The 11,944-nt window shown below is 67.3% G+C and carries 10 protein-coding genes; all 10 read left to right on the plus strand.

What is annotated here, in order from left to right:
* The first annotated feature begins 2 nt into the window (after window positions 1–2).
* The 10 genes from VGH41_RS16530 to VGH41_RS16575 all read left to right on the plus strand — a co-directional run bounded on the left by VGH41_RS16530 (window position 3) and on the right by VGH41_RS16575 (window position 11,934).
* Window positions 3–1,793, plus strand: a complete 1,791-nt coding sequence (locus VGH41_RS16530) for an acyl-CoA dehydrogenase C-terminal domain-containing protein (RefSeq protein WP_331598568.1) — start codon at window positions 3–5, stop codon at window positions 1,791–1,793.
* Between the two features lie 124 nt (window positions 1,794–1,917).
* On the plus strand, window positions 1,918–2,619 hold the full coding sequence (locus tag VGH41_RS16535) for an OmpW/AlkL family protein (protein ID WP_331598569.1): 702 nt from the start codon (window positions 1,918–1,920) through the stop codon (window positions 2,617–2,619).
* Window positions 2,620–3,117: 498 nt separating this feature from the next.
* Window positions 3,118–3,357 carry a YtcA family lipoprotein gene (locus tag VGH41_RS16540; protein WP_331598570.1) on the plus strand — a complete coding sequence of 80 codons (240 nt, stop codon included), beginning with the start codon at window positions 3,118–3,120 and terminating at the stop codon, window positions 3,355–3,357.
* Window positions 3,358–3,396: 39 nt separating this feature from the next.
* Complete coding sequence (mdtN, locus tag VGH41_RS16545; RefSeq protein WP_331598571.1) at window positions 3,397–4,488, plus strand: multidrug transporter subunit MdtN; 1,092 nt, start codon at window positions 3,397–3,399, stop codon at window positions 4,486–4,488.
* Window positions 4,485–6,722, plus strand: coding sequence for an FUSC family protein (locus VGH41_RS16550; RefSeq protein ID WP_331598572.1), 2,238 nt, complete (start codon window positions 4,485–4,487; stop codon window positions 6,720–6,722). The genes mdtN and VGH41_RS16550 overlap by 4 nt, the downstream gene beginning before the upstream one ends.
* Window positions 6,723–6,728: 6 nt before the next feature.
* The gene (locus tag VGH41_RS16555) at window positions 6,729–8,258 is read left to right on the plus strand and encodes an MdtP family multidrug efflux transporter outer membrane subunit (protein ID WP_331598573.1); all 1,530 of its coding nucleotides are present in this window, start codon (window positions 6,729–6,731) and stop codon (window positions 8,256–8,258) included.
* 186 nt (window positions 8,259–8,444) lie between these two features.
* Window positions 8,445–8,882 carry a MucR family transcriptional regulator gene (locus tag VGH41_RS16560; protein ID WP_331598574.1) on the plus strand — a complete coding sequence of 146 codons (438 nt, stop codon included), beginning with the start codon at window positions 8,445–8,447 and terminating at the stop codon, window positions 8,880–8,882.
* A gap of 176 nt (window positions 8,883–9,058) precedes the next feature.
* Window positions 9,059–9,538 carry a helix-turn-helix domain-containing protein gene (locus VGH41_RS16565; protein ID WP_414696672.1) on the plus strand — a complete coding sequence of 160 codons (480 nt, stop codon included), beginning with the start codon at window positions 9,059–9,061 and terminating at the stop codon, window positions 9,536–9,538.
* 2 nt (window positions 9,539–9,540) lie between these two features.
* Complete coding sequence (locus tag VGH41_RS16570) at window positions 9,541–9,939, plus strand: DUF3331 domain-containing protein (protein ID WP_331598575.1); 399 nt, start codon at window positions 9,541–9,543, stop codon at window positions 9,937–9,939.
* 213 nt (window positions 9,940–10,152) lie between these two features.
* The gene (locus VGH41_RS16575; protein ID WP_331598576.1) at window positions 10,153–11,934 is read left to right on the plus strand and encodes a LuxR C-terminal-related transcriptional regulator; all 1,782 of its coding nucleotides are present in this window, start codon (window positions 10,153–10,155) and stop codon (window positions 11,932–11,934) included.
* Window positions 11,935–11,944: the final 10 nt, after the last annotated feature.

Here is an 11,944-nt window from a genome sequence, read left to right on the forward strand (position 1 = left end):
CGATGAGCACCTATATTGCACCGCTGCGCGACATGCGCTTTGTGATGACGGAACTGGCCGGACTCGGCGAGTTCGCTTCCTTGCCGGGCTTCGACGAGATGAGCCCCGAACTTGCCGAGGCCGTCCTCGATGAAGCGGCGAAACTCGCGACCGAAGTGCTGGCGCCGCTCAACAAATCCGGTGACGCACAAGGCGCACGCCTGACCAGGGACGGCGTGGTGGCCGCGGACGGTTTTGCGGCGGCGTACCGGCAGTTCGTCGCAGGCGGCTGGAGCGGTCTGTCCGGCGACCCGGAATTCGGCGGCCAGGGGTTGCCTGAACTGCTGCATGCGGCGACGGTCGAGATGTGGAATTCGTCGAACATGGCGTTCGCTCTGTGTCCTCTGTTGACGGCGGGCGCCACCGAGGCGCTCAGGCAGCACGGCTCCGAAGAGCTCAAAGGGCGCTATTTGCCCAATCTCATCAGCGGCGAGTGGACCGGCACCATGAACCTGACCGAGCCGCAAGCGGGTTCGGATCTCGCCGCCGTGCGCACCAAAGCGGTTCCCGAAGGCGACCACTATCGCCTTTATGGGCAGAAGATTTTCATCACGTGGGGCGATCACGATATGACGGGCAACGTCATTCATCTGGTCCTCGCCCGCACGCCGGATGCACCCGAGGGCGTGCGCGGCATTTCGCTCTTTGTCGTGCCCAAGTTCCTGCTGAACCCCGATGGTTCCCCCGGACAACGCAACGACGTGCACTGCGTCTCGCTCGAACACAAGCTCGGCATTCACGCGAGCCCGACCTGCGTGATGAGCTTCGGCGACCAGGGCGGAGCGATCGGTTATCTGGTGGGCCAGGAGAACAAAGGTCTCGCGCATATGTTCACGATGATGAACGAAGCGCGCCAGAAGGTCGGCATTCAGGGACTCGCGATGGCGGAGCGCGCTTATCAGCAGGCCCGCGAATACGCGAAGGAACGCGTCCAGGGGCGCCCGGTGGCCAGCAAGTCGGGCGGTGCGGTTGCCATCATCCATCACCCGGATGTGCGGCGCATGTTGATGACGATGAAATCCCAGATCGAAGCGATGCGGGCTTTCGCCTACGTGATGGCCGCGGACATGGACCGCGCTCACCGTGACCCGGACTCCGCGGCGCGCGCCCGCCACCAGGCGCGGGTCGATCTTCTGATTCCCGTGTTGAAGGCGTGGTGCACGGAGTTGGGCGTCGAGATTGCGTCGATGGGTTTGCAGGTGCATGGCGGCATGGGCTACATCGAAGAGACGGGCGCATGCCAGTTCCTGCGCGATGCGCGCATCGCACCGATCTACGAAGGCACGACGGGCATCCAGGCTGCCGACCTCGCGGGCCGCAAGCTCGCCTCGGATCAGGGCGCGGCGATGGCCGCACTGATTGCGCAAATGCGTGAGGCCGTACTGGAGCTCACGCACGGCACGGATTCGCAAGTCGTGGCGATCGGCACGGCGCTCGCGGCCGGTGTAGATGCGCTCGACGATGCCACCGCCTGGATGCTGAACGCCTTCGCGACCCGGCCCGACGCAGCGCTTGCCAGTTCGGTCGACTATCTGATGCTCACCGGTTACGTATGCGGCGGGTGGCAGATGGGCCGCGCCGCGCTGGCTGCCTCGAGAAACGGCGCAGCGAATGAAGATCCGGATTTCCATCGCACCAAGCTCGCTACTGCGCAGTTCTACGCCGACAAGATCTTGCCCAAGGCAAATGCGCTTCTGGAAACCATTCGCAGCGGTGCATCGGGCGGAGCGAACCTGCCGGTCGAGCAGTTCTGAGCGGCGACACAAGAAAAAGCGGCGATGTGAAAGCAGTGATATGTAATGCGAAATAAATGGGTAGGAGACGATGAGAAGACTTGCATGCCTTGCACTCATACCGTGCGCGATAGGTTCCAGTGCGATGGCGCAGAGCGCGGGCAGTGTCATCACCAGCGTGGGTGGCACCTGGCTCGACTTTGGCGGGTCTTCCTCGACATCGCTGCAAAGCAGCTCGGCTGCGGGCACGTTCACGTCGGCGGGAACGGGTGGTCAGATCCACAACACGTTCACGTTCGAGCTTTCAACCGCCTACTTTGTGACTGACCACCTTGCGCTGGACCTGGCAACGGGCGTACCACCCAAGCTGAAGCTCTATGCGCAGGGCACGGTCAAACCATTCGGGGCCGGCGGACCCTCGCTCGGGCTGGGAGATCTGCAGCCGCTCGCCACGACCCGCTCGTGGCCACCCATTCTTTTCGTCAAGTATTTCTTCGGCGACGCGCAAGCGAAGCTGCGCCCGTTTGTCGGACTCGGCGTGAACTACACGTGGTTCTCGCATACCGAACTCAATCCGACCTTCGGCGGCGCGCTCCAGCAGGCTGCGGGGCCGGGCGGACAGGTCAGGACCTCGCTCAGTTCTTCATGGAACCCCGCGTTCGATGTGGGTGCCTCTTACAACTTCAGCAAGAACTGGTACGTGACTGCGTCGGCGACCTACCTGCCTCTGAAGACGGATGCGACCGTCAGTGCCGTGGCTGCCAACGGTCAGACGGTGCTGTCCAGCAAAACGCACATCACGGCGAATCCGTGGATCACCTTTGTGGGCATTGGCTACCGCTTCTAGCATGAACGAGGGTGGGTGCCGGCGCTTGCCCAATACACCGGTGCACTGGTGCACCAAGGCACCGATGCGTGCAAATTCGATACGTCACCGTGCGAATCCTAAAGCAAACCCGGGCGAGCCACGACACCATGGTCGCAGTCAACCCGAGGCCGCCGTCTCACGTGCCCGCAGGCCTCGTCACCGGGAGAACTGGATGCTGAAGGGATACACCGTGCCGCGCACGCCGACGTCGTCAGCGCACGCCAGGAACTGATCATGCCGCCGATGACCACCGTCGGTGAAGCCTGGCATTTCGGCCTCTTCATGATGAAGGCGGTGATGGACGGCCGCGGCGGCGAGCTGATCGATCTCGCGAAAGTCAACCTGACGCGCTGAAACGGAATGCTTCATCACGGCCATCAGGGGGAGACGGCAATGTCGAGTAGTTTGCGCCGTGCGCGTTGGCGCCGTGCGCGTGGGCACCCTGCGCGAGGGCGCCCCGCGCGCCATGCGTGGGCGATGCTGATGTCGTGCGCGCCGCTCGCGGCGTGCAGCGACGCGCCTTCGGTCGGCGTGCTGGGCGCGTATTTTCCGGACTGGCTGTTCTGCGTCGGGGGGGGCACGGTGCTGGTCGCGTGCGTGCACGTGCTGCTGACGAAGAATGGCCGTAGCGGATGGCTCGCGCCGCCCGCGATCGTCTACCCGGCGTTGACGGTGCTGTTTTCGATCGCGCTCTGGGTAACGGTCTTCAACCTGTAAGCCCTCTCAACTCTTTTATCTTTAGCAGACCGTTCGACCATGACCGCTGCCCACAGCACCGACGCAGCCAAGCAGCGTCCGCGAACCTGGCCCGCCATATTGCTGATCGTGCTGGCCGCGCTCGCCGTATTTGCCGTGATCTGGCGCGTGGATACCGTGCCGCGCACCGATGACGCGTATGCCTATGCCGACACGATCGGCGTGTCGCCCGAAGTCAGCGGCAAGATCGTGACGCTCGCGGTGCGCGACAACCAGGCGGTGAAACAGGGCGATCTGCTGTTCGAGATCGATCCGCGTCCGTATCAGTTCGCATTGGAGCGTGCACAGGCGTCGCTCGCGCAACTCGATGCGCAGATTCCGCTGACGCAGCGCACCGTCAATGCGCAAGGATTCAGTTCCGACGCTGCCAGATCGGCGGTGGTGCGCGCACAGGCCGCCGCGAAGCAGGCGGGGGACACACTCGCGCGCATGGAGCCGTTGATCGCGAAGGGTTACATCTCCGCCGACGAACTGGAGCGCGCCCGCACCGCGCAACGCTCGGCGCTCGCCGAACTCGCGGCCGCGCAAGCGCAGGCGCGCGAGGCCCAGGCGGCGGTCAGCAGCGTCGCCGCGCTGGTCGCGCAGCGCGCCGTGCTGCAGGCCGAAATCGCGACGGCGCGTCTCAACCTCGAATATGCGACGGTGCGCGCGCCGTTCGACGGCAGCGTCGTCGAGCTGCGCACCTCGGTCGGGCAATTCGTGTCCGCGCAAAAACCGGTCTTCACGCTGATCGATACGCGGCACTGGTACGTGGTGGCCAATTTCCGCGAGAACGAGCTCGGCAACATCCGGCCCGGCACGCACGCGACCGTGTATCTGATGAGCAATACCCGTCTCCGTTTCAGCGGGTCGGTCGACTCGATCGGCTTCGGCGTCGAACCTCAGGACGGCGGCGGCACCGCGAACGGTCTGCCGAACATTCAGCGCAGCATCAACTGGGTGCACGTCGCGCAGCGTTTTCCGGTGAAGATCCGGGTTGATCATCCGGACCCGCAACTGTTCCGCATCGGCACGTCCGCCGTCGCCGTGCTGCAGCCCGGCCGGCGCGACAATAGCGCGAGGCGCGCGAGGTCCGACGGAGCGCCCTCATGAGCGGCCTCGACGGGGTCGGGCGGCGTCTCGCATGGCCGCGGCCGCTGACGGAACTCGCGGCCTTCCTGCGCTACGAACTCGCCGCATTTCCGGGGCGCGGCAACGTGACGCTGCGTTGCGTGCTCGGCAGCGCGATCGTGATCGTCGCGTCGATGACCTTGCAGGTCCCCGAGCTGGCGCTGTCGCTGATCGTGGTGTTCTTCGTCACCCAGGCGAACATCGTATTGACCCGAGTGATCGCACTGAATCTCGTGATCGGCACGACCTGCGCGATCGCCTGCACGGTCGCGCTCTACCAGCTGGCGTTCGGCTACCCGCTGCTGCGGATCGTCATCGCCAGCGCGATCTTTTTTTGCAGCACATATCTGATGCGGGCGGTGACGAAATTCGGGCTGGTTTTCTTTCTCGTCTCGCTGATCGTGATTTACGCGCAGAGCTTCGGCGATCTGACCGACAACACGGAAGCGCTGGTACGTAGCCTGCTGTGGGTGTGGTCGGCGGTCAACTACGCGGTTGCCCTGTCGCTGATCATCAATACGCTGTTTTTGCCGGCCGAACCGGAGCGGCAGTTGCGCGCCGCCATGCAACGGCAGCTCGCCATGGCCCATGCGCGGCTCGCCGCTGTGCTCGACGCGCAGGCGCCGGTCATGCGGATCGGCGCGCTCGATGTCCAGCGCGGCGCACTGGCGTTGCAGAAGCTGTTGCGCTTCTCGACCATGCGTCAGCGCTTCAGCAAGGAGGACGTGACGGCGCGGCTGGCCTGCGTGACCGCGGTATCGCGCATCGTCGAGGCTGCGGCGGTGCTGCCCGGGCAGGTCGTCGCGCGCGGTGCCGGGCAGATCGATGCGATCCGCGCGGTGCAGGACGAACTGGTGTCGCTCGGCCACGCGATCGGCGACGACGCGCAATGGCCACACTGGCGTGCATCGCAAGAAGCGCCGGCAGCGACGTCGATACCGGCGCTCGCTGCGATCCAGCGCTCGCTCGACGCACTCGCCGAGGCCACGCGGGGCCCCGCAGCGACGCCACCGGGCGATGCGGCCGCCAGCGCCGCAACGGCACAAGCGGCACAAGCGGCACAAGCGGCACAAGCGGCACAAGGGGCACAAGGGGCACAAGGGGCACAAGCGGCGAAGCCAGCGCAACCAGCGCCGGTCTCTGCGCTGCTTGAAGCGGATCTCTTCACCCATCCGCGCTATGCTCGCTTCTCGTTGCGCACGCTGCTGTCGATGCTGATCTGCTACGTGTTCTACAACGCGGTGAGCTGGCCGGGCATCCACACGATCATGCTGACCTGTCTGGTGGTCGCGCTGCCGAGCCTTGGCGCGTCGAGCCGCCATGGCCTGCTGCGGATCAGCGGCGCGCTGGTCGGCAGCGCGCTGGCGCTGTGCATGGTCGCGTTCGTGATTCCGCACCTGGAGAGCGTGACAGGGCTGCTGCTGATGAGCCTGCCGGTGATCGCGCTCGGCGCCTGGGTGTCGGCGGGCTCCGAGCGCATCAGCTATGCCGGGATCCAGATCATGTTTACGTTTGCGCTGGCCTTGCTCGAATCGTTCTCGCCGCCGTCCGATCTCACCGAAATTCGTGACCGCATCGTCGGCATCCTGCTAGGCGTCGGCGTGGCAACCTTCATCCAGATGTCGCTGTGGCCGGAAGGCGAAGCGGATGCGTTGCGCGCACAACTGGCGGCGGTCCTGCGCAAGATCGCGGCGCTGGCGCGCGTCGATGCGAAGGCGATGGCGAGCGGCCCGCAGGCGACGGATGCGTCGGCGGTGGTCGCAACGTGGGCCTTGCTGGCGGACTGCGAGACGGTGCTGGCGCGCGTCGCGCTCGAACCCGACTGGCGCGAGGGCGAGACGGCGCGCATCACGCTGCTGTCGCAGACGGTGCTCGCGCAGAGCCGCACGATGCTCGTCGCGCTCGAAGCCTTTCACGACGAGGCGATGACCGACGCGTCAAGCGGCGCGTCGATGGAGCGCGCTGCGCAGTTTCAGTCGGAGTTCGCGGATGCACTGGAGCACTATGCGTTACAGCTCGCCGCCGAACCGCCGGCCGCGACGCCGCCGGCGCCGCTCGGCTCGCCGCGACTGCGCGTGGCGCCGGCCGAGGCCGCGCATGTGGCTGGAGAAGCAAGGCTGGACCGGCACGCGCGGCGGATCGATGCGGCGCTTGCCGGCTTGCCGGGCTGGTCGGTGGGCGGCCCCGCGTCCGGCGCATTCGCGAGTGTGGGGTGAGCGGTGATGATGCGCTTCGTCTACCTTCTGCGCCGCTGTCTGACGTGCTTATCGATCCCCCGACCGGCTGCCCGGCTGGACCGTTGGCTCGCGGCCGGCGCGCTACCGTTGCTGGTCTCGTGCGCGATCATCCATCACGACAGTCCGCCCGCCGCGATGATCGCGCCGCAACAGATCCGTCTCGCCGACGACATCCACCTCGCCAGCGAAGGCTGGCCGTCGGCGCGCTGGTGGGAGCAGTATCACGATCCGCAGCTCGACATGCTCGTCGAACTGGCGCTCACCCATGCGCCGACGCTCGCGATTGCGCGCGAACATGTCTCGCAGGCGAGCGCGCAGGTCGAACTGATCCGCGCGGGCTCCGGCCTGCAGATGTCGGCACTGGCCGAGGCCGATCGCGAGCGGGTCTCAGGCCACGGTTTTCTCAGCGCGTATGCGTCTCACGACCCGGCGATCGGAGCGTTTGGGCCGTGGTACTGGACCGGCCTCGTGGGCCTCGCTGCTCACTACGACATCGACGTCTGGGGCAAGCAACGCGATCTCGTGCGCGCCGCCATCGGCGAGCAGAACGCGCGGCGCGCCGAGGCGGCGCAGGCGGAGCTCGAACTGTCGGCCGGCGTCGCGCAGCTCTACTACAGCATCCAGATCACCTACGCGAATCTTGAGCTGTTGCGGCAGCTTCGCGAGGTGCGCGCATTCGAGCTCGATACGCGCACGGCGCGGCACGCACGCGGCCTCGAAGCACTGACGCAGAGCGCCGACGCGCGCGCGCAGTTGCTCGCGATCGATCAGCAGATCGCCGCAAGCGAGGAGCAGATCGTCCACGCGCGCGAGGCGTTGCGCTCGCTCGCGGGCGTCGGACCGGACGAACTGCCAGCGCTTGCGCCGGAGCCGTTGCCGGCGCCGGCCGACGCGCTGCCGGCGACGCTCTCGTACGAGCTGCTCGCGCGCCGCCCGGACCTGCAGGCGATGCGCTGGCTCGTGCAGGCGTCGTTCGAGCGCATCGATGCGGCGAAGGCGGCCTTCTATCCGAGCTTCGATATCACCGCGTTCTTCGGTTTCAACGCGCTGCGCATGCGCGATCTGTTCATGCATTCGAGCCAGCAGATCAACTTCATCCCCGGCCTGACCCTGCCGATTTTCGACGGCGGCCGGCTGAACGCGAACCTGCACGGCGCGCGTACCGCCAGCAACACGCTGATCGAGCAGTACGACCAGGCGGTGCTCGCCGCGGTGCGCGAGGTCGCGCAAAGCGGTAGCCAGATCGATGACCTCGACCATCGCGCGCAGTTGCAGCGCGACCGGATCGACGCGTTGCGCTTCGCGAGCGACAGTGCCGAGGCGAGCTACCAGACCGGCCTCGGCGACCGGCTCACGGCGATGCAGGCGAGGGCGCCGGTAATCGAAGGGCGCCTCGGGCTCGTGCAACTGACCGGCGACGAGATCGAGGCGGGCATCGTGCTGACAAGGGTGCTCGGAGGCGGCTATCGCAGCGACGATCTGCCGGGGCATCTGGCCGACACGAAGGCGCAATAGTGGGCCATGCGCCGGGTGCGGCGCTGCTGCCGGTCGTCCGTGTGAGCGCGGCGACCCCCGTTCGGGGGATGACGCGCCACGCCTGCCGATCCCGACGCGGCCGGTGAGCCGCCTGGCTGGGAGCCGAGTCATGACGAAGCGCGATGTTCCGGAAATCTGCTCTTCACGCCAGAACAGGCCGCGCTGGTGCCGGCAACTGTTAAGCCGGCGAGGCCGGTCGTGATGGAGGACATCGACCTGATCGCGCTCACGGCGGCAATCGTGACCGGCTTCGTGTCGCGCAATCCGGTGCCGGCATCCGAGCTGCCGACGCTCATCTCGAGCACCTACGCCGCGCTGGCCGCATTGCGCACGAGCTCGACGCCGGCCTTGCAGCAGCGGGCCGCGGTGCCGATCGACGAATCGGTACACGACGAGTACCTCGTCTGTCTCGAAGACGGACACAAGCTGAAGTCGCTCAAGCGCTACCTGCAGCGCCACTTCGCGATGACCCCCGACGAATACCGCGCGAAGTGGGGGCTGCCCGCGGACTACCCGATGGTCGCGCCGGCCTATTCGGCACTGCGCTCGTCGATCGCGAAACGCCAGCTCACGGGTGCCATCAAGCGGCGTCGCGCTACCTGAGTGCGCGCCGGCGAGGCACGCTGCTGCCGTCGCGCTCACCCGACGAGGGGATGTCGCCGCGCCGCCGGACTGCGCAAGATAAGCGCTGTCGCTATCCGCCTTGGGAAGGTCCGGCTTGCATGACGGACGCATCACGGGTGTCGATGGCCATCATCTCGCATAGACCGGAGGCGCTCATGATCACGCAGACATCGAATGCTGCAGCCAGCAACGACGCGGCGGCTTTTGCCGCCGGGAACACGCCGCAGGAGCTGCGGCGCGCGGCTTCGCTGCCGAAGTGGCGTCTGCGGCGCGCGCTCGATTTCATCGAAGCGAATCTCGCGCAGCCGATCGGCCTTGCCGAGCTCGCCGCCAGCACGGGCCTCACCCGCATGCATTTCGCCGCGCAGTTCCGCTCGACAACCGGTTATTCGCCCTATGCGTACCTGCTGCGGCGCAGGATCGAGCATGCCCAGACACTGCTGCACTCGTCGGCGCTGAGCGTGCTCGACGTCGCGCTCAGTTGCGGCTTTGGTTCGCACGCGCATTTCACGACCGTGTTCGGGCGCATGGTCGGCGAGCCGCCTAACAGCTGGCGGGCCCGCATGCGCGGCGCGGGGCGGCCCGGGGAGCCGGTTGGACCGAACGCGGCGCGCCGCAGCGAGACCGGAGCCTGATCATGCAAACCGACCGGGCGGATGACGAATGCTGGCGCGCGGCGCTGCGCCTGCTCGACGGCGGTTCGTGCGAGTGGGCCGCCAGCCGCCTCGCGCTGTGCCGTGCAGCAGCGCCGGCGCGCCGCGCGCCGGGCGACGCGTGGCGCGAACGCGTGGTGCGGGTGGTCGAGCGCGTGTCGGCGGGGCTCGTGGTCGTGTGCTGGTGCGACGCGACCGCCTGCCGCTACGGCGATCAGGTGTGGAAGGCGGATATCGCGAAGCGGCGCGGTCGCTGCGCGTTGTCGGATGCGCCGATTGCCGCCGGCGACGCAATCTATCGTCCGCGACCGGGGCGGCCGCGTCCCGTCAACGCAGCCGCGATGATGCTGGCCTGCGAGGTCGAACGCGTGTCGCCCGGTTGACCGCCGGATGGATTACAACTCCCGGTATTGGTCGCTTTCGTTTCGGTTTCGATAGGAACAACACCGGGGTCGACGCCGGCCAAGACCGGCTAACAACCCATCCTTTACCAAAAAAGAACCGAATCATCACGCTTTTCCGGACGGTCATGTCTAGTCTGGATGGCAGCGCGTTCGTCAGGCGGTTGCGACGAACGGTGTCCAACGGAGCGTCGAATGAACGAGGCGTTTGTCTTCGAAACGGATCAGGAAGCTGGGGAGCGTCAACCCTGCGCGGCACCACCACGGGCGCGGTCCGAGGCCCTCGCGACGCGCGGGCTTCATGTCATCCCGCCCGCGTCGGTGGAGGTCGACGAAGTGCTGTCATTGGAGCGCGTCGAACGGGCGCGGCCGGTGGTGAAGGTTGGGCGCATCCATCTCTATCTTGCGCGCGCGTGGCAGATGCTGATCCGCTTGCGGGCCGCCGAAGCGCTCCTGATTGCGCAGCAGATCGAAGCGCAGGTCGGTCCGTTGTCGTCCCCGGCTCCGATTCCGGTCGCACTGTCCGTGCGTTGCGAGATTGCGGCTGTGCGGGCCGCGGCGTTGTTGCTGCAGGACGACGCGGGGGCGGCACTGGCCGCCGCGCTTTCCGCTCTACGGCTTGGCGCGGCGTCACCTGCCGCGCACGTCGCGCTGATGGTGTGCCGCTGCGTGTACTGGCGCCTCGGAGACCCCGAGAGTTTCTACGCGGTGGAACGCCTCGGACCAGGCGAGCCGGGCGCGCAGTCGGGCCGGCTGCGCGCGATCACGGCGATGTACGACCTGGCGCTCGATGCCGCGAGCGAATTCGCCCAGATGCATTTCCATGCCGCGCGCGTGCTGGCCGACGACGCGCTTGAGCTCGCACGGCGCAGCGGCCTCGGTCCGGCGGCGCTCGATGCGCTGCCCGCCTGTGTGATGGCGCAGGTGCTGTACGAGGAGGGCCGCGTCGACGAGAGCGAGGCACTGGTCGCGGCACGGCTGCCGGGGATCCGGCAGGGCGGCGCGATCGAAGGCGCGCTGCGCAGTTATGGACTGCTCGCCCGCATCGCGGCGAACCGGCGGCAGCCGGGGCAGGCGCTCCTGCTGCTGGCCGAGGCGGACGCGCTGGGCACGAAGCGCCACTGGCCGCGGCTGCGCGCCGCCAGCCTCGCGCAGCAGGTCGAGATCCATGTGGCCGCGGCTCGCCTCGACCAGGCGGCGCTCTGCGCACAACGGCTCGGCGCGCTGGACGGGCAATGCGGCGCGGCAAGCAGCAGCGCGCGCTTCGAGATCGCGCGCTACCACGTGCTCGCGCGGGCGCGCCTGGCACTCGCGCAGTCGCATGCTTCAGGATCCGCGCAGCCGCATGCCGCAGGCTTCACGCAGCCCCATACCGCGCTCGATCTCGCGGCGCTGCGGCAGCTCCATTGCGATACCGTTCTGCGCCGCGATTTATACGGCGCGGCGTCGATCGCGCTGTTGCTGGTCGAAGCGCTGCTGGTCGCCGGTCGGCGCGATGAAGCGATCGAGGCGCTGGTCACGCTGCTCAGGCAGGCGGCTGCGGTGGGACTGCAGCAGACCCTGGTCGACTGCAACGAGCGTGTGGCGATGCTGATCGACGGGATCGTGCGCGGGTCGATCGTGCCCGCCGGCGAGGTCCGCGAACTGCTTCCCTACGCGGGCGCATTGATGTCGCGACGCAGGCGTGGTGTCCCCGGCATGCAGGCGGGGCGTGATACGGCGCCGGATACCGCGCGAAGCGTCGCCGCCCTGGGCCTCACCGAGCGTGAACGCGCGATCATCGCGCTGATGGGGCGCGGCCTCACCAACAAGCAGATCGCGGTGCGGCTGTGTATCGCGCCCGAGACCGTGAAGTCGCACGCCAAGCATCTGTACGCGAAGCTGTCGGTCAAGAACCGGCTCGAAGCGGTGACACTGGCAAGCCGTCTCGGTCTCGTGCGGCTCTCCGGATGGGGCCATGCCGAGCCGGGCCTGTGACTGGCGCGGC

This window comes from Paraburkholderia sp., from assembly GCF_036488795.1.
In the GTDB taxonomy this organism is placed as follows: Bacteria; Pseudomonadota; Gammaproteobacteria; order Burkholderiales; family Burkholderiaceae; genus Paraburkholderia.

Excerpts from the sequence above, each read along its gene's own strand:
- VGH41_RS16555 (WP_331598573.1), top strand. The coding sequence starts at position 6,729 with ATGATGCGCTTCGTCTACCTTCTGCGCCGCTGTCTGACGTGCTTATCG.
- mdtN (WP_331598571.1), top strand. The coding sequence starts at position 3,397 with ATGACCGCTGCCCACAGCACCGACGCAGCCAAGCAGCGTCCGCGAACC.
- VGH41_RS16540 (WP_331598570.1), top strand. The coding sequence starts at position 3,118 with ATGCTGATGTCGTGCGCGCCGCTCGCGGCGTGCAGCGACGCGCCTTCG.
- VGH41_RS16535 (WP_331598569.1), top strand. The coding sequence starts at position 1,918 with ATGGCGCAGAGCGCGGGCAGTGTCATCACCAGCGTGGGTGGCACCTGG.
- VGH41_RS16575 (WP_331598576.1), top strand. The coding sequence starts at position 10,153 with ATGAACGAGGCGTTTGTCTTCGAAACGGATCAGGAAGCTGGGGAGCGT.
- VGH41_RS16550 (WP_331598572.1), top strand. The coding sequence starts at position 4,485 with ATGAGCGGCCTCGACGGGGTCGGGCGGCGTCTCGCATGGCCGCGGCCG.
- VGH41_RS16570 (WP_331598575.1), top strand. The coding sequence starts at position 9,541 with ATGCAAACCGACCGGGCGGATGACGAATGCTGGCGCGCGGCGCTGCGC.
- VGH41_RS16565 (WP_414696672.1), top strand. The coding sequence starts at position 9,059 with ATGATCACGCAGACATCGAATGCTGCAGCCAGCAACGACGCGGCGGCT.
- VGH41_RS16530 (WP_331598568.1), top strand. The coding sequence starts at position 3 with ATGAGCACCTATATTGCACCGCTGCGCGACATGCGCTTTGTGATGACG.